This is a genomic window from Desulfopila sp. IMCC35008, from assembly GCF_010646885.2.
Classification (GTDB): Bacteria; Desulfobacterota; Desulfobulbia; order Desulfobulbales; family Desulfocapsaceae; genus Desulfopila.
Window position 1 is genome coordinate 6239408 of record NZ_CP050700.1, and the last position, 21306, is coordinate 6260713.

At 41.3% G+C, this 21306-nt stretch carries 17 protein-coding genes and 3 pseudogenes; 10 read left to right on the plus strand and 10 right to left on the minus strand.

What is annotated here, in order from left to right; genetic code table 11:
- Positions 1–80 precede the first annotated feature (80 nt).
- From GA520_RS26665 to GA520_RS27390, 4 genes and pseudogenes are all read left to right on the plus strand, one after another.
- Complete coding sequence (locus tag GA520_RS26665) at positions 81–452, plus strand: hypothetical protein (protein WP_163341012.1); 372 nt, start codon at positions 81–83, stop codon at positions 450–452.
- A gap of 97 nt (positions 453–549) precedes the next feature.
- The gene (locus GA520_RS26670) at positions 550–1188 is read left to right on the plus strand and encodes a hypothetical protein (RefSeq protein ID WP_163341014.1); all 639 of its coding nucleotides are present in this window, start codon (positions 550–552) and stop codon (positions 1186–1188) included.
- Positions 1189–1319: 131 nt separating this feature from the next.
- Positions 1320–1436, plus strand: a pseudogene (locus tag GA520_RS27385) (IS6 family transposase); the annotation flags it as partial.
- Positions 1437–1550: 114 nt separating this feature from the next.
- On the plus strand, positions 1551–1694 hold the full coding sequence (locus tag GA520_RS27390) for a hypothetical protein (protein ID WP_370362820.1): 144 nt from the start codon (positions 1551–1553) through the stop codon (positions 1692–1694).
- Positions 1695–2018: 324 nt separating this feature from the next.
- On the opposite strand, the gene GA520_RS26680 is transcribed toward GA520_RS27390, so the two are convergent.
- Entirely contained in the window at positions 2019–2177 is a 159-nt protein-coding gene (locus GA520_RS26680; protein ID WP_163341016.1) for a hypothetical protein, read from the minus strand.
- A 61-nt stretch (positions 2178–2238) separates the two neighbouring features.
- On the opposite strand from GA520_RS26680, the gene GA520_RS26685 reads away from it, so the two are divergent.
- From GA520_RS26685 to GA520_RS26700, 5 genes and pseudogenes are all read left to right on the plus strand, one after another.
- Complete coding sequence (locus tag GA520_RS26685) at positions 2239–4794, plus strand: PAS domain-containing sensor histidine kinase (protein ID WP_163341017.1); 2556 nt, start codon at positions 2239–2241, stop codon at positions 4792–4794.
- A gap of 189 nt (positions 4795–4983) precedes the next feature.
- Entirely contained in the window at positions 4984–5235 is a 252-nt protein-coding gene (tnpA, locus tag GA520_RS26690) for an IS200/IS605 family transposase (protein ID WP_163341019.1), read from the plus strand.
- Positions 5236–5263: 28 nt separating this feature from the next.
- Positions 5264–5619 (plus strand): annotated as a pseudogene (locus GA520_RS26695) (type II toxin-antitoxin system RelE/ParE family toxin).
- Between the two features lie 88 nt (positions 5620–5707).
- Positions 5708–5944 (plus strand): annotated as a pseudogene (locus tag GA520_RS27395) (XRE family transcriptional regulator).
- A gap of 3019 nt (positions 5945–8963) precedes the next feature.
- Positions 8964–10079: an IS110 family transposase gene (locus GA520_RS26700; RefSeq protein ID WP_163341231.1), complete on the plus strand. Its 1116-nt coding sequence runs from the start codon at positions 8964–8966 to the stop codon at positions 10077–10079.
- 666 nt (positions 10080–10745) lie between these two features.
- Here GA520_RS26700 and GA520_RS26705 read toward each other — a convergent pair.
- From GA520_RS26705 to GA520_RS26745, 9 genes are all read right to left on the minus strand, one after another.
- A complete protein-coding gene (locus tag GA520_RS26705; RefSeq protein ID WP_163340953.1) occupies positions 10746–12059 on the minus strand; it encodes a hypothetical protein in 1314 nt (437 codons plus the stop codon).
- Positions 12060–12091: 32 nt separating this feature from the next.
- Positions 12092–12802 (minus strand): hypothetical protein, encoded by a 711-nt coding sequence (locus GA520_RS26710; RefSeq protein ID WP_163340955.1) that lies wholly within the window; start codon positions 12800–12802, stop codon positions 12092–12094.
- Positions 12803–13094: 292 nt separating this feature from the next.
- The gene (locus GA520_RS26715; protein ID WP_163340957.1) at positions 13095–13382 is read right to left on the minus strand and encodes a hypothetical protein; all 288 of its coding nucleotides are present in this window, start codon (positions 13380–13382) and stop codon (positions 13095–13097) included.
- 222 nt (positions 13383–13604) lie between these two features.
- Positions 13605–13817 carry a hypothetical protein gene (locus tag GA520_RS26720; RefSeq protein WP_163340959.1) on the minus strand — a complete coding sequence of 71 codons (213 nt, stop codon included), beginning with the start codon at positions 13815–13817 and terminating at the stop codon, positions 13605–13607.
- Positions 13818–13918: 101 nt separating this feature from the next.
- Positions 13919–14065 (minus strand): DUF3096 domain-containing protein, encoded by a 147-nt coding sequence (locus GA520_RS26725; RefSeq protein WP_163340961.1) that lies wholly within the window; start codon positions 14063–14065, stop codon positions 13919–13921.
- A 1843-nt stretch (positions 14066–15908) separates the two neighbouring features.
- Positions 15909–17333 (minus strand): carbon starvation protein A, encoded by a 1425-nt coding sequence (locus tag GA520_RS26730; protein WP_163340963.1) that lies wholly within the window; start codon positions 17331–17333, stop codon positions 15909–15911.
- A 244-nt stretch (positions 17334–17577) separates the two neighbouring features.
- Positions 17578–19290: a LytS/YhcK type 5TM receptor domain-containing protein gene (locus GA520_RS26735; RefSeq protein WP_205749420.1), complete on the minus strand. Its 1713-nt coding sequence runs from the start codon at positions 19288–19290 to the stop codon at positions 17578–17580.
- An 11-nt stretch (positions 19291–19301) separates the two neighbouring features.
- Complete coding sequence (locus GA520_RS26740) at positions 19302–20069, minus strand: LytTR family DNA-binding domain-containing protein (protein WP_163340965.1); 768 nt, start codon at positions 20067–20069, stop codon at positions 19302–19304.
- Between the two features lie 453 nt (positions 20070–20522).
- Complete coding sequence (locus GA520_RS26745; protein WP_240910277.1) at positions 20523–20927, minus strand: site-specific integrase; 405 nt, start codon at positions 20925–20927, stop codon at positions 20523–20525.
- Here GA520_RS26745 and GA520_RS26750 point away from each other — a divergent pair.
- Complete coding sequence (locus GA520_RS26750) at positions 20917–21243, plus strand: hypothetical protein (RefSeq protein ID WP_304511277.1); 327 nt, start codon at positions 20917–20919, stop codon at positions 21241–21243. The genes GA520_RS26745 and GA520_RS26750 overlap by 11 nt on opposite strands.
- Positions 21244–21306 lie beyond the last annotated feature (63 nt).

Consider the following 21306-nt stretch of genomic DNA (forward strand, 5'->3'; position numbering starts at 1 on the left):
AAAATTGTCAGTTTTTCACAAGAAGTCTCATCAGCTAATGGGTAGACATTTCATTGGCCCAGCAAAAACCGAGGTCCATTATGACAACATTTGATTCTCTATTGAATTTTCACGCAGATTCCTTAACCATCACCTATAAAGACCGGGTTATAGTTGACTTAAGCAATGTGCCAAAATCGGCCAAGGCCAGGATATATAGCGGTTATACTTCGGATACTACCGGAATAAAGACGCCTTTCAACGTTATAGATTCCGAACAACCCTTTGACCTGGGTTTTACTCTTTTATCATTGCAATCATTTCTTTACATACTGGTTGAAAACCGTCTTGAGCTTGATGGAATGAGTGTCGAAGATGACTTTATCGAGGCCTACTGTCACATAATTGACAGACATTGGCTTTCAAAAAAACTATATGAAAGCAGGATCATACCTTCTCCCATGTACTCCTGAGGGGAAGAGCATTCTAAGCGCATACCCTCACCATAACAAAACAACCATTTTTGGTACAACAAGCTGAATTGCCTAACATGAAAGTCCACATAAAATCATGGTTGATATTTCAGGTAATGGTATTATAAGGAAAGAAATCACAATGTATGAAATTAATAAATTAAATCAGCTTATTCTTGACAGTTTACCGCACTGGGCGATGCTGATTGATGTAAAAACCAGGACCGTTTTATCAGCCAATAAATTTGCTATAGAAGGTGGCGCGCAAATTAATTGTCAATGTTGGGATGATTTTGCACACCGAAGTTTTATTTCTGAGGAACATAAACAACTCATAGAAACTGATCCTGAACGCAAAAGGGACAATATAATTAAATGTGATTTTTGTCTGGCAGATGAAGCAATGGAGTCTGGCAAACTCGAACGAAAAGAAGTGGAAATTGATGGAACAATTCTGGATACATGGTGGGTGCCAGTAGAGGAAAACATATATCTTCATTACGCAATAGACATAACCGAGATCAGACAATCCCAAAGGGACCTGAAAGAGGCTATAAATGAAATTAGGACCTTAAAGGGAATAATTCCAATTTGCATGCACTGTAAAGGTATTCGCGATGACAACGGATATTGGAACCAACTTGAGAAATATATCACAGAACACTCAGAAGCTGAATTCAGCCACGGGATTTGCGAAACATGTTTGGAAAAGCACTATCCAGATTATGGGGAGTAATAGTCCAAGGTGTTTGTTCGAACCAAAAGCAGCACATTGTCCGCAAAGGTAGTGTTTGATGAAATTATCCATATCATCAAACACAAGGCGGCTACATGGGCAATATCAAATGAAAACAGTTTCAAGGTAAGATAATTCTCGGAATTGTATGTTTATACTACAAATATAAAATCAGCTTTCGTGAGTTAGAAGAAATGATGTCTGAACGAGGTGTTGATGTGGATCATGAAACGTTGTACCGCTGGCTTTAGCAAAACGTGAATTGACTGCGGAGGGGCTCCTCGACAAGCTAATATATCTCCACAAGGTGGACATATTTTACCAATCGCATTGAAACCGATCATGGCATATTAAAGCGTCTCATCGTACTTGCTTCAGGATTCACATTGATGAAGACAGCTCATGCTATCATCATAGGTTTCCCAGTCTTGAAGATGTTTAGAAAGGGACAACTCAATTTTTTTTTGCTACATGACCTCACCAACAATCTTCCAGTAAGAGGTTAACTTGACTCACCGGAAAAGAATCCAGGTAACAAAAGGCAAGTACATTACTTTGATGTTACTTATTGCTTCCGGACTTGTACTCAACATGTGTGCTCCACGCTTGTTTATGGGGTTCAATTATTTATTGGGAAGCGTTTCTGTTTTACTCGTTCTTTGGCTTTATGGAACGGTTTGGGGAACTATTGCAGGGTTGATCGCGGCAAGCTGGACCTATGTCCTTTTCGGTCACCCATATGCCATGGTGTGGCTTACCTTTGAGCCACTCTTTATAGGACTGGTACTTCGCTATACGCCAATCCGGAACCTGGTGCTTATCAATACCGCCTACTGGCCCCTCGTGGGTATCCCGCTGCTCTGGGCCTTCTTTTTCTTTGTCATGGGACTCCCACTCGTTGGGACCTTGCCAGCGGCATTGATGTTCTGGATCATTGGTGTTGCCAATTCGCTCGCTGCAACGATAATTCTCCAGCTTTTTCCACTCATAAGCACTCTAGGTATCAAAGAGAGAAAGCAACACATTACCATTCGCAAAGCCGTTTTTTCTATGATGATGAGCATTATTATCTTTCCGGCAATTATTGTGATGGTTGCACATGGTCGAACAATTATGGACCGTAATGAAAGAAGTATCATCAACCGATTAATTGAGAGTCACGAGTATTATGCGAAAATTCTACAACTCTACCTGGAGATTCCACAACTTATAATCAATTACCCTGAAAATGAACGTTTACCAGAAAAACTGTTTGGAGAGATAGGAGTACATAGCATCTGGCAATTTGACGAATCGGACGTGGCCGTCTCTATCGACGGACCTGGCCGTCAAAATGCTGCTCTCGCAAAAAAGATTGCTGCCCAGGCTCAGCGGGATACATGGGCAGGGATAGTAAACGGCAAACTGCTAATCATAGACAGGAACAGGGGCAGCATTCTCAATTTATCCTTAGATCATATAAAAAGCCACCTCCAGTTTGACCATGACAATGACGCAATAATATGGGCCACCCTGGTGGATGAAAATAATGCTATCATTTATACGACACATCCAGATTTTGTTAATCAGCCCTATCATGAGAGCAAAAAGGAAGATGTTGTCTTGCGGTTACCCAATGACGTAAAACATATCTTGCCTCCCATGCCCTCCTATGTGACTTTGTGGAGACGAGTCCAACAATCCTGGTATAAATTAGAGTCCACTGAGCCCAACAGATATGGTTGGCAGTGGATACTGGAAGTGCCCTTTAATTCTTTCCAAACAAAATTACTCCAACAGCAAACCAGGTCGCTGCAAATACTTATTTCGCTTTGTTTGCTTGCACTTGTGGTCTCGTTCACGATCAGCCGCAGATTCAGCAGTTCCATTCTGGAGCTGACCAATATTACATCGGACCTCGTTAATCGAGTTGAAAACGACAAGTCGATAAGTTGGCCTCAATCAAAGCTAGGTGAAGTTGTAACGCTTGTTGACAATTTCAGGCGTGTAGCCGATTCCTTGCAGGGCAAATTTCGTGAACTGAGAAATTCCAATAAAATGATGGAAGTTGAAGTAACCAAGCGAACCATTGAGTTACAGGCTTCGAAAGAACAAGCTGAGCGAATTTACCGCCTAATGCCGAGTGCCCTTCTTGCTCTCGATACACAGAGACGTGTCATAATTTGGAATAAAAGAACAGAACAACTAACCGGCTATAAAGCTGAAGAAGTTATAGGGAAAAAAGTTGATCACTTTCTTGCACCTGGCGAAGGAGCATCGAGCAGCTGTGCAGGTAACTGTAGAATATTATCAGGTGAATCTATTCCGGTGGAGGGGCTTGAATGTACTATATCCAATAAGAAAGGTGAAAAGCTGACGATTTCGAAAAGTATCGATTATCTGCTCGATGGTTCTGGCAATAGTATCGGTTATATTGAATGCTTCGAAGATATAACAGAAAAATTAAAGCTTGAGGAAAAGTTGCGTCAATCGCAAAAGATGGAGGCCGTTGGTACGCTCGCTGGCGGCATTGCTCACGATTTCAACAACATGCTTAGCGTCATTTTAGGCCAAACAGAAATGGTCATGGAGGATGTGGACAAAAAGTCACCATTTTTTGAAAGATGTAAGGAAATCAAAAGCGCTGGCGAACGTTCTGCTGAACTCACTCGACAACTCCTGACATTTGCTCGTAAACAAACAATTTCACCCAAGGTATTAGACTTTAATAAGGCCGTAGAAGGTTCATTCAGAATGTTAAAACGCCTTATTGGCGAAGACATAGATCTAAAATGGATTCCAGGAAAAACACTATGGCCGGTGAAGGTGGACCCCAGCCAGGTTTATCAAATCCTTACAAATCTTTGTGTCAATTCACGTGATGCAATAAAAGATGTGGGAAAAATAACCATTGAGACGGATACCCAGGTTCTTGATGAACAATACTGCTCAAAGCACCCTGGATTCACCCCTGGTGAATATGTATTGTTAGCAGTCAGCGACAATGGTTTTGGCATGGATGAAAAGACCTTGTCCAATATTTTCGAACCTTTTTTCACAACCAAAAAATCAGGCCAGGGGACGGGGCTCGGGTTGGCCATGGTTTATGGTGCAGTCAAACAAAATCATGGTTTTGTCAATGTCTACAGCGAAGTTGGCCAGGGGACGACTTTCAAAATCTATCTTCCACGATATCGGGCCGAAACAGAGTCAATTCCTAACGAGACAAGAGATATTGCTTCAGAAAATGGTGATGAAACGATACTGCTAGTGGAAGACGAGCCGGCTATTCTAAAAATGACCACCACCATGCTTGAAAGGTTAGGCTACCATGTGTTGTCAGCCGATACACCCACAGAAGCCATTAGTCTTGCACGAGAGCATACGGGTGAAATTCAGCTGCTTCTAACCGATGTGATAATGCCAGAGATGAATGGGCACGATCTGGCCAAGAATATCCTGTTAGAATACCCATATATTAAGAGAATGTTCATGTCAGGCTACACTGCGAATGCTATAGCCCATCATGGCGTTTTGGATGAAGGTGTGAGTTTTATCCAAAAACCATTTTCGCGCAAGCAATTGAGTGCCAAGGTAAGAGAAACACTGGATAAAAGTAGTTTATAGCGGATTTGATACAGAATCATGATATCACCTCCAAACAATAAATGAGAAACAGAGATCAAAGTTTTAGTCCCATATAGAAACCCTTGGCCTTAGGCCAAGGGCAGAGTTCATAGGCTTTGCCGTGTGAACGACTCTTTGCTACAACTTCAACGTTGTTGTCCCCACACAACAGTGAAGAAGGAGTAGGCAATGAGTCGCTTTAAGAAGCTATCACAAACAATTTGGCACTGTCAGTATCACATAGTTTTTGTGCCAAAATACAGGTTCGAGATTCTGATTGGTGAAGTGGCCATAGAAACTGAACGTTGCATCAGGGCATTTGCAGAGCAACAGGAAGCAGAGATTATCGAGCTAAGCATCCAAATTGATCATGTTCATCTGCTTGTAAGTGTTCCACCAAAGGTTTCGATATCGAATTTTGTTGGTACGTTGAAAGGGTGAACAGCTATATAGCATGAGACCTATAATTATGACATGGGAAGTTGAATATACAGATGAGTTTGAAGTGTGGTGGGAAAGCCTTGATGAAGGTGAACAAGAGTCTATAGCTGTTTCCGTTGGTTTGTTGGAGCTTATGGGACCTAATGTACCACGGCCTCATTCTGATACGATAAAAGGTTCCCGTTTTAGCAATATGAAAGAGCTACGGACACAGATGCGGGAAAGCCTTATCGTACATTGTATGCGTTTGATCCTAGACGAGCAGCGATATTGCTGATTGGCGGAAATAAGGAAGGGGATAATAATTGGTACAAAACCAATATCCCGATAGCAGATAGACTGTATGAACAGCATCCTGAAGAGTTGAGTAAAGATGGGGAGTAGTGAAACCATGGCGAAATCATTCAAAAACTTGAAGGCGAAATTTTCCCCTGAGAGCCAAAAGCGAATTGAAAAATGAGTAAAAGAGGCAATGGCGGAAATGCCGCTTGCAGAGCTGCGCCAGGCCCGTGAAGTGACTCAGCAGGAAATTGCCCAAGCTCTAAAAATAAAGTAATCATCTGTTTCAAAAATGGAGAGCCAGACTGATATGTATATTTCCACGATGAGAAAGTACATCAAGGCTATGGGGGGTGAGTTGGAAATTGTTGCCAAATTCCCGGAAGGGAATGTTAAGGTAGATAACTTTAAGGCCTTGGAAGCTAAATAGATCGCGAAATAAGGTGTAGAGGGAGGTATGGTGTGAACCTTTATGTACAAAGGAATTCTGAGTGAAATAGTTATAGAAAGATTGTCGAACATACCAAAATGGTTATACAAAATTACTGAAAACCACTCAACGAGTACAAAGTAGATACAATTCAGGCTAAAATGTGGGCACCATCGAATATAAGTCGAAATTTTCGCAAGGTATGAAACTTTTTACAGGTATGGAGCCATAAATAACCAGATAACCCCGTTGCCCTTAATAGCCCTCAGCTAGGATCCGATGATTTGCATGATAATGCCGTAGGTACCGGCCAAGATGCCCGACAAGGTAGTAGCCGTGTTTGAGAACTATCCAGCACCAGGTTTACAGGAATAGTCATAATTTGCAGTTTTGCTTAAACTGTTGATGTTGCGAATTATAGCCTCTTTCGTTAACTAAAACGTGTATCCCTTTCTACTAACAGACTAATGTCTGACAGGCACCAATACCAGCCCCTCCCCAACAAAAAGATAGAGCTTTTTGTTATCATAACAAGAAGATATCTCTTGTTTGTTTTTTCAAAAAAACTTGACTTTGTTTTTTTCTGTATAATACTAGAAAATAATGAGGGAGAAACATTGTGTCAGCCTTCATGTAAATCATAATCAGCATTCTGAAGTTGTAGTCCGCGGTAAGAAGTATAGATGTTGAAGTTGGCAGCAAGAAGTACAGAAGTTGTAGTTCGCAGTAAGAAGTACAGAAGTTGCAGTTCGCAGTAAGAAGTACAGAAGTTGCAGTTCGCAGTAAGAAGTACAGAAGTTGCAGTTCGCAGTAAGAAGTACAGAAGTTGCAGTTCGCAGTAAGAAGTACAGCAGTTGCAGTTCGCAGTAAGAAGTACAGCAGTTGCAGTTCGCAGTAAGAAGTACAGCAGTTGCAGTTTGCAGTAAGAAGTACAGCAGTTGCAGTTCGCAGTAAGAAGTACAGCAGTTGCAGTTTGCAGTAAGAAGTATAGAAGTTGAAGTTCACAGTAAGAAGTACAGCAGTTGCAGTCCGCAGTAAGAAGTACAGCAGTTGCAGTCCGCGGTAAGAAGTTCTGAAGTTGTAGTTCGCAGTAAGAAGTACAGCAGTTGCAGTCCGCAGTAAGAAGTACAGCAGTTGCAGTTTGCAGTAAGAAGTATAGAAGTTGAAGTTCACAGTAAGAAGTACAGCAGTTGCAGTTCGCAGTAAGAAGTACAGCAGTTGCAGTCCGCGGTAAGAAGTTCTGAAGTTGTAGTTCGCAGTAAGAAGTACAGCAGTTGCAGTTTGCAGTAAGAAGTATAGAAGTTGAAGTTCACAGTAAGAAGTACAGAAGTTGCAGTTCGCAGTAAGAAGTACAGCAGTTGCAGTCCGCGGTAAGAAGTATAGAAGTTGCAGTTCGCAGTAAGATGTACAGAAGTTGTAGTTCGCGATAAGAAGTATAGAAGTTGTAGTTCACAGTAAGAAGTACAGCAGTTGCAGTTCGCGGTAAGAAGTACAGCTGTTCAAGTCCGTAGTAAGAAGTACAGAAAGTGTAGTTCGCAGTAAGATGTACAGCAGTTGTAGTTCGCGATAAGAAGTATAGATGTTGAAGTTCGCAGTAAGAAGTACAGCAGTTGCAGTTCGCGGTAAGAAGTACAGCTGTTCAAGTCCGTAGCAAGAAGTTCTGAAGTTGTAGTCCGCGGTAAGAAGTATAGATGTTGCAGTTCGCAGTAAGAAGTATAGAAGTTGTAGTTCACAGTAAGAAGTACAGCAGTTGCAGTTCGCGGTAAGAAGTACAGCTGTTCAAGTCCGTAGTAAGAAGTACAGTAAGTGTAGTTCGCAGTAAGAAGTTCTGAAGTTGCAGTTCGCAGTAAGATGTACAGAAGTTGTAGTCCGCGATAAGAAGTATAGATGTTGAAGTTCGCAGCAAGAAGTATAGAAGTTGTAGTTCACAGTAAGAAGTACAGAAAGTGTAGTTCGCAGTAAGATGTACAGCAGTTGTAGTTCGCGATAAGAAGTATAGATGTTGAAGTTCGCAGTAAGAAGTACAGCAGTTGCAGTTCGCGGTAAGAAGTACAGCTGTTCAAGTCCGTAGCAAGAAGTTCTGAAGTTGTAGTCCGCGGTAAGAAGTATAGATGTTGCAGTTTGCAGTAAGAAGTATAGAAGTTGAAGTTCACAGTAAGAAGTACAGCAGTTGCAGTTTGCAGTAAGAAGTACAGCAGTTGCAGTTCGCGGTAAGAAGTACAGCTGTTCAAGTCCGTAGTAAGAAGTACAGAAAGTGTAGTTCGCAGTAAGATGTACAGAAGTTGTAGTCCGCGATAAGAAGTATAGATGTTGTAGTCCGCGATAAGAAGTATAGATGTTGAAGTTCGCAGTAAGAAGTTCGGAAGTTGCAGTTCGCAGTCAGAAATACAGATGTTGCAGCTAAAGTTTGTTAACCATGAAAACAATTAAGGTAGAAGGAGGATACTTTAAAAAGTAGTTAAAAGTCGTTTTGAATGAAAGGAATATTTAGTGATTATAACATTGGAAGATCAAAAACGAGACGGGACTTAAATTTTTCCTGTCTCGTTTTTTTTTAGAACCAGTGTGAAAAAAATCAAGCATCATCAACATCTTTTACCATCGTAAAAAAACCACCAACTCATTATTTTTTATATTTGCAAATCGGTTTTTCCAGGCAGCTTCAATACTCATCAAAAATGATACTTAATTGCTTAAACAAATTGCGTTTCCTCTTTTTCCTGGCGACATATACCGCAATTTATAAAAGTCCACATTTTTCCACTATATCCTACCCGAAAAGAGTGACAACAATTGGAAGATCGCCTTTGATAAGCTCTATCTCTGTATAAAACGCATGAGGTTAATATAACTCCTGTGAAGGTGGCGGTGCGCCTGTCCGGTAAAAAGAGCTTGCTGGTTGTAAGAGGATTCTGGAGGAATACAGACATAATGTCTGACAGGGCACGAATCATCCCAACTCCTGTTAAGATAGATTGTAACAGCACGTTACAAGAATCCTATAACAAGGAGGGGAGCCATGAGGAATAATCACCGGACTAAATTTGTTGGAATGGATGTACATCAAAGAACAATAGCCATCGCTCTCGCAAATGATGGTTCTGATGGAGAAGTTAGGCTTTATGGTACAATCAGTAATACAAGAGAGGCGATTGACAAGGTAATTAGAAAGCTTGTCTCTACAGGTGCAGAGCTGCATTTTGTTTATGAAGCGGGACCTTGTGGTTTTGGGCTCTATCGCCATCTCACTGGCAATGGTTTTAAATGTATAGTAGCAGCCCCGTCCATGATTCCAAAGAAGGTTGGGGTTCGGATTAAAAATGATAACCGTGATGCGATCTCTCTTGCCCGCCTACTCAGAGCAGGAGAACTCACTTCCATTTATGTGCCTGATACAGAAGATGAAGCAATACGAGATTTAACCAGGGCACGAAATGATGCCAAAAATGCTGAGCGAAAAGCGAAACAGCGCTTGCATAGTTTTCTGTTGCGCCATGAATTTATTTATCCTGGGAAAACGAAATGGATCAAATCCCACTTTATATGGTTGGCACAACTTAAAATGAAACATCCTGCCCAGCAGATTGCTTTTCAAGAGTACATCGATGCTGTCAAGGAATGTACCGAGAGAATCACCAGGCTTGACGAAGAGATATTAAAAGCAGCTAATGAATGGAGATGGGGGCCTACTGTAAAAGCCCTTCAGGCTTTACGTGGAGTATCTCTGCTTACTGCAGTAAATATTGTGGCAGAAATAGGAGATTTTAACCGTTTCCAAAACCCAAAGGAGTTGATGGCGTACCTCGGCCTTGTTCCTTCGGAACACTCCAGTGGTGATCGGATAAGAAGAGGCGGCATTACCAAGACAGGTAATTCTCATGCCCGGAGAATATGCGTCGAAAGTGCTTGGGCATACCGTTATCAGGCTAGAGTCACACAATTATTACTCAAACGTCATGAAGGCCTTCCAAGAGATATTCTACAGATAGCCTGGAAGGCTCAACTACGATTGTGCACCCGATTTAGAAGGCTAAGAGCAAGAGGAAAAGTAACCCAGGTAGTTGTTGTCGCTATTGCGCGGGAACTTGTAGGCTTTATGTGGGATATTGCCCGTCGCATCCCTGCTGTTGCGTAAAAAATCAAACAAAGAAGGAGGTATGTAAAACAATCAATATATCGTTTTCATGATGTTGGCAGAGGCGCAGTCTCGGTATGGAGAATCCTCGTTCTTCCTGGTGAATGCACCTTGAAAACTTCAGAATACAGAGAGAGGCAGCTCCACGACGAAGCTTTGTCTGGCGGTAGCCAACCCGCGATTATCAGGCGCTCAACCGTCGTTTAAAAAGGCTCCGCCTCTGTTAATGTCATGAAACGTTAATAGCCTGCGGCAAAACAGGAAATGGGGTGGTTTGTCCTACTTGACACTGTCAGACATATCAGGAATAAGATTAATTTTCAGATTTGCTTAAATGGTAATTATTACCAATATTAGTCTCAACCATTGCGATAACGTGAGTCCCTACAAACTATAGCAGGCATCTAATGCCCCGGAATTAACGAGACATTAAGACCTTCAATAAAGAGTAGGCTCGACAATATTACTGAAACGCCACATAGGAAACCGCATACGAGATGCTGTGGAGCACTGGGAAGAAAAATAGCTTAGCTACCCGATAAATGGTTTTTGTTCATTCTTTGTCAAAACTATCCACAACAAATGCCCCCACAAAAACCTGGCTCGCATCTTCCATATTGTTCGGAGATTTCTGCGGCTTTACTTATTTTGTTCTGGCATAATAAATTAACCGACCTGCATTAGCTTTTCCCCTCTGCGCCAAAATTCTATGGGACCATCCTCAGATATTTTGATAACCAATCCATAGAGTGAAGCGCTTTGCGCAGCAGCGGTTCTCCCACCGCCACCTGCAGCTGTGGCAAATCCTAGATCTATCAATGCGCCAGAATCTCTCACTACCCCAGATGAATCAATGACAGTCATACCATCTGACGTAACTGCAGCAGTGAAAACACCACTGCGATAAGCGTCTGCAACAGGCAGATTAAGCAGACGCTTCCGAAGTAATTTCCCGATGTCAGTGTCATCAATACCTCTTATGACACCTATCTCTTTCAAAGTATGATCCGAGAGAATAATCAAGCCACCATGCCTGGTTGCAGAAATACCTACAACAATTTTGCAAAGTAGTTCCGCTGAGTCAGGTGAACTTAGATGTTCGGCAATCAGAGATGCAATACGTGGTAGTTCAATAAGCGTCCAACGTCCTCGTTGCCAACGCAGAATGCAGCCTGGCGCAAACAATACATCAACCTCTGAGTTGGGGGTTATGAATACTGCAAATGAACCTAAACTTGTCCCCTCTAACACAGGAACAAATTGATCATGGGTACCTTGATATGATGATATATGCTTTGTTGAACCTAATTGTACAATACCAACACACGTAGCTGGAGGTTGTAAAAGAAACGCTGATTGAATCCCGTCAACATAACGATAGGAAATAGGCGCACCATAGAAAGTTGAGGTAACCTGTATATTGGGCGTGCTAGCAAAATGGAAACCCAAAGTTTCTATTTCCTCTAAAAATCCGTCGGTTGGTTTGTTAACATAAATGAAAGCACTGGTACATGGAGCACCTTCGTACCTTTGGTATGTAAGTTTTTTGGCAATTTCAATAACATGCTGAACATTATCAAAGTCAAAACGTTTTGTGTCACCTCGAAGAAACCTTGAGACAGCAATATCAAAGGCGCTATTCATAATAACTGTTCTATGGTGGATACCGTGTTTGGCGTCATCGAATCCACGTACCAGTACTGTTACCCCCTCACACAATTGCATTAAGAAGCGTATCTCGATAGGTGAGATCTGAAGAGTCGGGCGTGAAAACTGTAAAATAACAAAATCGTCACCACGGTTCTTAAAACATAAAAAGACATCACTTCCTTTATCTATCACACCACCATTTCTCGGTATACTCAGGTCTGAAGGGTCTTTGATTCTGTCCTTGAAATAAGCGACATCTCTCCCTCCAAGAAAATCTTGAATCTGTGGCGCGAGGAGTCGAACTAACTTAAGTAGTTGGTTGGAGTTCATATCACGTCAGTATTATCATAATAATATTAGTTTCAATCTTCATTTCCTTCCTCCGCAACATCGGCATGAGATTTTGCGCCAAATCTCACCCGTTCTTCTAATTCTCCAAACCAAAGATCTGAACTTGTTATTTCATACTGACGCTCTTCTTCTGTTATGGAGAGCTCCTTTAGTATCCAAAGAATATTTTCTGCATCTGGGAAACTATCTCCTTTAAGTTGCTCTTCATAAAGACGATTTAAAATTGCGTCCTCATTCAAACCATTGGCAAGTAACCTCACTATTACAGCATGGAGCGATGAATCAAAAATCTCAAATAAGTCAATTTTATTTGCTGTTATTTTTACAGTAAATTTCACTCCTGTTGGCTCTTTAAATATGCCATTATACGCTTTTCTTAACAGCCCATAAGCATTAAAAAGACTGAAGTGATATGCAGAATCGGCATGTTCTTCCCAAAGTTTATTCTCAATCATTTGATGGCTCAGTTGATCTATCTTGCCTTCAGTAATCTCATCTTTGAAAATATGTGTTAAAAGGAATTTAGCTGACTCATGATGTTCAAAATCATTAAGTGACATCAAACACATCTCTTTCAACTCAGATTCACTCATTCCGCCGAGTTCATCTTCATGTATATCCATCATCGATAAAAGTGCTTTGTAATCATCTGCTATCCAAGCATTTTCAATTTCAGAAATTCTTAAAAAAGATAAAATCTCTACATTAAACTCCTTGTTCATTGCAATCTCCTATTATGATATCGTAGATGAAATCAACTAGATGCTGTTTATATCCTGAATTGCATTCACAATCATTCTTGTTCTTAACATCTGAGCAGGATGTCGAACTCCACATGAATATAGCGTTCCTCGTTAGACTGTCTGCCGAGTATTTACGATTCTCGGCTTTTGCTTTTTTGCCTATCTGCCTCACTTGGAGCCATAATGATAGCTAGAAACATTATGGAAGTTAATGGGTGGCTGAAGTGCTATTACAAAATTCCTGCTACAGGATGAGTGGTGACAAGAGTATTTACTTGAATTTGGATAAAGCTGATTTCACCGCATTGCCAAGCGAGTCGTAAGCATTCTCCAGACCATTTTTAATATCTTCCCAGGCTTCTTCGCTTGCATTCTGAACCTCCATTAGTTTAGCGCTAGCCTCTTCTCGCTGCTCTTTCAAAACATCAATCTTCTCATTGTACTTAATTTTCATATCAGCCTCAGCACCATCTGCTTTGGCTTCGAGTCTAGCGATATCTGCATTCCATTCATCAAGTTTCGCCTGCATTTTTTTTATGTATGCATTTCTATTGCTCATAATACTCTCCATTGATTAAGAGTTCTTGGTATTCAAATTAGCACTCTGAACTGAAATGTTTTTTGGACAGTATTGCCCATTACATAGTGGAAACTCGTTTTTATATCACGAGTGATTCTGTCAGTAAAAAGTCACTAATACAGGTTAGAGCTATCTATGCTCTGAAACTTTTGTGAAATAACGAATTATACTTAAATTTATCCTCGTTTTTGTTCCTGCTTATCATTGCTTTGCGTCATTTATCTTTTTGCTGACTTCCTCAGCTGCCTCCTCTACCGCTTCACCAGCTTCCTCTATGGCATCACCTGTGTTCTCAATTCCTTTATCAATCTTTTCTCCGACTTTTTCTGCCGGACCTTTCTGGTCACATGAGACAACTGTAAGGGACAGACAACCAAAAAGCACAGCAATTAAAATCTTCTTTAAAATGGACATAATGACCTCTCGAAATGTAGTTGAAGAATTTATATAATATTCTAGCCTCTAGCCTCTAGCCTCTAGCCTCTAGCCTCTAGCCTCTTGTTTAAGGTAAAGTACTAGAATCCACCTGTACCAAATAATCCGACCAGACCGACAGCAATCAGGTATATGGCAACGATGTAGTTTAACAGACGTGGTACCACCAATATGAGAATACCGGCAGCTATTGATAGTACCGGTGTCAAACTTAGATGTATGTTCATATCAATCCTCTGGTTAATTATTTGATTAGGTTTAATCTTCTTTAAATGTCGCCACAGTATCTTCTAACTTGATTGTAAATTTGTTGTTTCAAACTTTCTTTAGTTCCACTCTGATATACACAAAGTAATCTCTACAACTGTGGCAAGGTGTTTTGGTGCTCCTCTGTCATGGAAATTATGCAAACACCAACACTTGCGGTTGGTAGTAGAACATTTTTTGCGTGGTTCATGCGACGAGGTTGCGACAGAAGTAGCTCTAGCTAAAATTTTTTTCCTCCCTAAATTTTCGTCGGGCCAGTACCTTAAAGGATATGGAACTACTCTGCACGATGCAGTTTAGGGAAATATGACTAAAGAAAGTTCGCTTTATTTTATGCCGATTTGCTTAGGAGTGATAGCTGAAAGGCATAATAAACTGATAAGTAGAAATGAATCAGAAAGTGAATGGAGAAATATATTAAAATATCAGTGATATCGAAAAAGTCTTTCACAGATTTGACCATCCTTATAACAATAACACTGATACTAGTTAAATCAACTTGTCAACATTAGCCGCGGACGAAGTGACGAGATACAGGACTAAAAAATTATCGTTTCTTTTGCAAAAAGGCCTGTTTCAGATAATCAAATTATACGAGTGCATTGTCTTTAGAATAGAGTAACCATTCTAAAAATGATGATCAGCTGCATATTGTTCTCATATCACAAAATTAACATTGTCTGTGTTATGTAGCGTAAATGTAGATCTTTGTCGTTGCTAAGAAGCAAGCACCCAGGACGATTATTTGCCATCGTTAATGGAGTGGTAGTCGGACAGCTGCCCTGACTCTAGACTGCGCCCTGTGGTTCATTGCTTTTGGGTTAAAAATAAATAAAAGATGTCCATTGCCAACGACATCCATTTAAGCAAAACCGCAATTTAAAATAGAAATAGAATAGGGTTATCAATAGTTGCATCCCATTGAGTCTCAATCTACATCGAAGAATATTGCAATTATTGATAATTCTGAAGAACTGAAGTGCGGAGCGGATTCGAGCTGGAAGGTTGGAGACTATGGGGATCGTATGGGATTTTGGTTTTCCGATAATTGACTCAGACTCACTTTTGCAAAGCGGATATCACGTCATTTCCAGTAAGAATTGGCTTTTTTTTCCCTACTCAAGGCGCATTTATCCTGTTTGAGCCGCTGCCGGGGTATCTACAACCAAACAGTAGTATTCAATCAGTGATTTTTCTGAAGGCTGGCCGTATCTGGATACAGTTTATTTTGACCTTGCCGTTTCCGGCGACAATGTGATCAAGGACGAACAGTACTGGACGGAGTACTACGTGGGTGTCAATCAGCATTCAAATTTGACCCACCAACAGCTTCCAACGTTGCCCCATCAAGGATCAATACCTTTCTCTTTAAAAGCTCTCAACCTGTCAATATAATGAATTTAATAAAAGCAAAAGCGTTCACAGCTCTATGCCTGCAGAGGGGCAATATTCAACGCTGACAAGAGTCCAAATTGGATGCTGATTGACAGCAATGGGGCAAAAGGTTCTGGATACCATGTCAACGGATGATCTATCCATTCTGGATCACAACAGAATCTTCAATCTGAAAAAAAAATTTCCACTATATTCCAGATCAGTTAAATGACATCCTGCTACATTTTTCTGCTGGTACAAAAGTGATGTACGACTCAGTCAAAGAACTTCATAAAGATCTTGAACAAGCGATTCAGAAAAGTTTTTAAATATGAAAAAAGGGTGTTTGAAAATCACTCATCAAACACCCTTCACACAGCTTCTATCAACTCAGTCTTGAAACTGAATCAAAAGCACCTTGTAATCGAGTTAGTTACATGCTTGCCAAACTGTACCTTCGATAGGCTTTACTAGCACAACGAAAGCACCTAAAGCTGCAATGGCTGCCCCGACCCCAATAATTGTAGTAACCGGGCCGGTTATACCAAATCCGAGATTCGATTGAAGGATGAAGGTTACATCAACCGCAGTCATAAATGTTGCTGGCAGAGAACAGATCCAGTGGAACTTGTTTTTCTTGGCAAGGTAAATAGCACCAGTCCAGAGCATAAGCATGGAAAGCACCTGGTTGGACCAACCGAAATAGCGGAAGATGGTCATGAAGTCGACCATGGTAATGCAGTATGCGAAAATGAAAAGTGGTACCGCAATAATAAGTCTTTTCATCGCCTCTTTCTGCTCAACCTTAAAGATCTCAGCAATAATAAGTCGAGTAGATCTGAAAGCAGTGTCACCACTGGTGATAGGTAAAATGATAACACCAAGGATAGCAATAATACCACCAACAGGCCCAAGAAGAGTATTACAGACTAAATTAACAAATGCAGACCAGCCACCGTTACTGAGAACCTCTGAGTATTCTCCTACATTGCCATGAAAGGAAAGACCTACAGTAACCCAGATAAGAGCGATAATACCTTCCATAATCATGGAACCAAAAAATACTGGGCGCCCATTCTTTTCATTGTTAATACAACGAGCCATAAGAGGAGACTGTGTTGCATGAAAACCACTGATAGCACCACAGGAAATGGTGATGAAAAGAAGTGGCCAAATTGGCTTGCCATTTGGTTCTGTATTGGTTGCAAAATCAAGGTTTGGAAGAATCTCATAACCTTGAAAGATCATACCACCAAGCACACCAACAGTCATAAAGACAAGAAGTGCGCCAAAAAATGGGTAGAGACGACCAATCAATTTATCAATAGGTAAGATGGTTGCAACAAAGTAGTAGAGGAAAATACAGCCAAGCAGAAGTTGAACATCAAGCCCGGTCAGTTTGCCTAAGAGCTTTGCTGGACCAACAATAAATACTACACCCACGAGCATAAGAAGAAGTATAGAGAAAAGACGCATAACCTGGCGCGCAGGCATACCCATCATATCTCCGACCAGTTCAGGAACAGATTTTCCACCACTGCGAATAGAAAGCATACCACTGAAATAATCGTGTACAGCACCACCTAAAATGCAACCAACAACAACCCATATTAGAGCAGCGGGGCCATAGAGTGCACCGAGAATAGGCCCAATAATTGGCCCTAAACCAGCAATATTAAGAAGCTGAATAAAAAAGACCTTCCAGGTTGGCATTGCAATATAGTCAACACCGTCGGCTTTGGTCATACATGGGGTTGTGCGTGCTTCATTGATACCAAATATTTTTTCCACGACAGAACCGTAGACAAAATATCCGGCAATGAGCATTGCAACACAGGCAAAGAAAAATAGCATCGATCTTCTCCTAAAGTTAAATTTTCAGTTAACCGCTCCCTCTCTTTTGAAACGGCTATGTGAATGTGATTAGGCGAAAATATGCCGTTTCAAAAACAGCTTTGCAACAGGGGAAACCGAGATGTCGATTTTACAAGTTGAACGGTACTGAGGGTGGAATGAAATGCACTAAGAAAACAGTTAACAAGGATAATTTCGCTCAGCTGCAGAATTTTCGTTGTTAATGACCTTTCTTAAAACAGGGTTAATGGCTTGAATGAGGGATGTTAAAACAGATCTCGGTTCCTTCAGCTGGGATACTATTAATCTGCATCCTATACTGGGGACCATAGATCTGCTCCAGTCTCTGGTTGGAGTTCTGCAAGCCAACACCTCCAAGTCCATTTGTGTGTGATTTAACAGAGCAGGGAACAAGAATCGTATCAAGCTTCTCTGGACTCATCCCAAGACCATCATCTTTGACCATAACAGCTATACAAGCTTCTTGCTGCCTCACGGATAGACTGATATTACCACCATCTTCTTTGTCCTTAATACCGTGTTTGATGGCATTTTCGATCAGAGGTTGAATAATCAGTGATGGAATAAGCCACTTTTCACAAGCTGGGTCAATATCGATAGATATGTTTATTCTGCTGCCAAAACGAGCCTTCTCAATTGCGAGATAGCTCTGTATCTGTTCAAGCTCTTCTGCCAGTAGAATAAAGCCTCTACTGGAATCGAGATTTTTCCGCATATAAAAAGAAAGATCCAAAATCAGCTCCCTTGCTTTGCTGGGCGCAGTCCTGCAAAATGAGGCAATTGTATTTAAAGAGTTAAAAAGAAAATGAGGGTTTATCTGTGCTTGCAAATGTCTAATTTCTGCGTGGGCAAGCATTCTGTCTTTTAACTGGATATCTTCAAGCTCCAATTGAATGGAAAACAGATCTGTAAGTCCTTTTGCAATGGCAAACTGTATTCTGTTCAGTTCAAGGTTTTTAGAGCCATACAGCTTAATTGTCCCGATGATAGTATCGCCCTTCTTGAGCGGGACAATTATTGCCGAATAAAATGGACAGTTCGGATGATTACAGCCGATATGATCCTTACTTTTTGAGAATGCGGCTTGACCAGAAAAGACAACCGCTTTTGTTGAAGACGTTGCTATCGGTCCACCAGCTAGATGATGATCGGCACCTAAACCAACATGGGCCAATACCGTTTCTTTATCGGTTACTGAGACAGCAGCAACACCAAGCTCGTTCTTAAGAATTGTAGCTGTAGCAGTCGCTGTTTTCTGGTTTAACCCCTCACGCAAATGCCCTAAGGTTTCTTTTGTAATATCAAATATTTTCTGTGCCTGGGTTGAGAGACTTTTTTCCCTTAAATCTTTAAATATCTTAATCAGGTGAACAAAGAGTGCAGTTCCCAATGCGTTACCTATGATCATTGGCATTGCAATAATGTTGACCAGAGCAAGCGCCTCATGAAAGGGTTTTGAGAGAATTAACACAAGCATCATATGTATCATCTCTCCAACGATTGTGATAATGGTCGCAACCCGCCAATCAAGGTGAACTCTAGGATATTTATTGTGGACATAACCTGCTGCTAAACCTTCAAATAGGGTTGCCAGCGAACAGGCTAACGCGCTGAATCCCCATGGGTCAATCAAGAATCTATGGCCACCCGCAATGAGTCCCGCCCCTAAACCAACTATTGGCCCACCAAAAAACCCGGCAGTCACCACCGCCATTGCACGAAGATTGGCAATAGAATTGAAGATTTCATTGCCACTATAGGTACCAAGAACGCCAAAAAGGCCAAAAAAAGCGATAAGAAAAATACGGTTTTTCAACTTATCCTGACGAAAACTAAACTCCTGAACTGGAGAAATAGCCAGGATTATAAATGCACCGGCAATCAGAATTGTGACATGCTTGAGCAACATGACAATCAATGAACTACTAAGAATCATAATCTCTACCCTTAAATACCAAGTCGCTGTTTAAATTCTTTGACCCTTAAACGACTCACAGTGAGCTCAGTTTTGCCACTATCCCGTAGAATAAGATTATATTTACCGTTGTACCAGGGGCTGAATTCCTGAATCCAGTCTAGGTTCACCATAACTCCTCGATGGATTCTAAAAAAAGAGGTTCCTGCGAGTTGTCCCTCCAACTTATCCATGGTATTCGCACCATAAAGCGGATTTGACGAATCCATCGAATTGACGAAAATTTTCGCATCGTCATAGTGACAGTAAGCAACCTCATCGAGTGGAATGAGTTGAATCTTACCGTCTTTCTCAAGAGAGAGTTTATTAATCTTTGCCACAGGCTCCTGCATCTGAGCGAGCAGTAGGTGGAGTTTATCCTGAATGGAATTGTTACTGATCGAGTTCTTTATTTTATCAATAGTAAGACCAAGTCGTTTACTTGATAAAGGTTTTAGTATGTAATCAATAGCATTCTTTTCAAAGGCTTCAACAGCGTAATGATCGTAAGCTGTTGCAAAAATAATCATGGGTAAGTGTGTTCCTTGCTCCAGTTCTGCCACCACCTCAAATCCATTTCTATTAGGCATCTGAATATCAAGAAAAACCAGATCCGGTTGCAACTCTGCTATTAACTTTAAGGCTTTCGAGGCAGAATTCGCCTCTGCTATGATGTTTATATCTTCATACGTCGATAATAAAAATCGCAGTTCATCAAGGGCTGGTTGCTCATCGTCAACGATGATCGTTGAAATCTTCATTGAATACTTCGTTTCGTTTTCGTTGCTCTGCTTTTAAATAACTTTGATGATCAGTGAGTTATTATAAAAAATCTCTACTAATCTTTTTCCGCCATGTAGCCAATCTTTAGTTGTTTTTTATCTTTGAAGCAATAAGAATTATTCTTTCCCATTAAGCCTAACTTATCTTTTGGTTTACTATGTAAGGCTCCTGAACTAGTTCTCAACCATAGTGGCTTGGGAACGAAGACTATTAAAGGTTCTAAATATAGTATGTAAACAGTACCAAAGAGCACCACAAGGTGCCTTATGGAAGTCAGAAATGAGCCGGGCTTTAAATCCGTACCTCCAGCAATTGAACTATGCGCTTGATATTGCCAAATCGAAGCTAATGAATTTTGTCACTTGCCATAACTTGAGGTTTTTCCTGTTGCTCTCAAGGGCGAGGAGTCGTCCCCGCCCTGATACGATCACCTACCCATACAGTGTTTCGATCCACCTGATGGCCTCTGTGTCGTTGACTTTGCCGAGATACCTTCTGGGTCGTGGTGTGGTGAGGTCAGCATGGCGCAGAATGACCTTGCTGACGATCTCTATAGGCGTTCCTGACCGTGAAGCATACGTCGCAGCATGACGCCTGAGATCGTGAGGTTTCAATTCTACACCAACAAGCTGCCCTGCCTTCTTCACCATTGACCAGGCCTCGACATAAGAAATGGGAAAGATCCGTTCGTTCTGGTTGATGCCGGTGGCATGGATATACTTACTTAACCTTCCCAGGATTTTTCGTGGAACATAAACCGTCTCTGTTTTTCTCCCACTCTTGGGGTTCTGAATTGCCAGTGAGCACTCCTGAACATCGTCTGGTGTGAGTTTCAAGACCTCCCCGACCCTCAATGCCTCCCCTGGCCATAAGTTCCAGCATGAGGTGGTTACGCTTGTTTGTGGTCCGAAAGATAATCTCGTCAACCGTATCCTTGTCAACGATCTGCCACTGAATGGGTGGTGGGCGCTTGAAGATCTTTTTGATGACTGTGGTATTGCAGGGGTTGGCGAGGGATGGCAGGCCTGTGTTGATACTGAAGTTGTAAAAAGACGAGAGGACGGAGTAGCGATTTCTCTTCGTGGCCTGCTTGTTGTCCTTTGTCAGGGTCAAAAGGAAATCCAGTACCTCTTCCTGGGATATACCGGCTAGTTCTCGATCGCAGAAACGTGTCGCAAATTTGGAGAGGACAAACTCACTTGTCTTGACCGTATT